Source organism: Pseudomonas sp. PME37.24/006, from assembly GCF_055556635.1.
Map to the genome: position 1 here is coordinate 1 of NZ_JBVHNL010000108.1, position 270 is coordinate 270.

General features: G+C 70.0%; 1 protein-coding gene. It reads right to left on the reverse strand.

Annotated features, from left to right (window positions below):
- Positions 1-196 (reverse strand): hypothetical protein (locus tag ACZ3GY_RS24030; protein ID WP_465912249.1); only part of this gene is annotated, 196 nt, incomplete at its 3' end.
- Between the last annotated feature and the right edge of the window lie 74 nt (positions 197-270).

The following is a 270-nucleotide window of genomic DNA, read 5'->3' on the forward strand; positions in this document are numbered from 1 at the left end:
CGGTGACCTGGGCCAACCGCCGCTCGACCGCGGCGATCTCGCCCGCGAGCTCGTGGTATTCGGCGAGGAGGCGATCGGCGACCCAGCGCCCTTCGCTGCCCAGCCCCTCGGCGGTCACCAACCAGGCCATCCATGCCTTGGTCCATCGACGGCCTCCGGGCTCGACGACGCGAGCGTCACGAAGCAGGGCGGCCACGCGAAGCTTCGTGTCCCTTCGTCGGTCGACCAGTTGCTGGCGAAAGCGGGTCAAGGTGCGGAGTTGGCGGACGT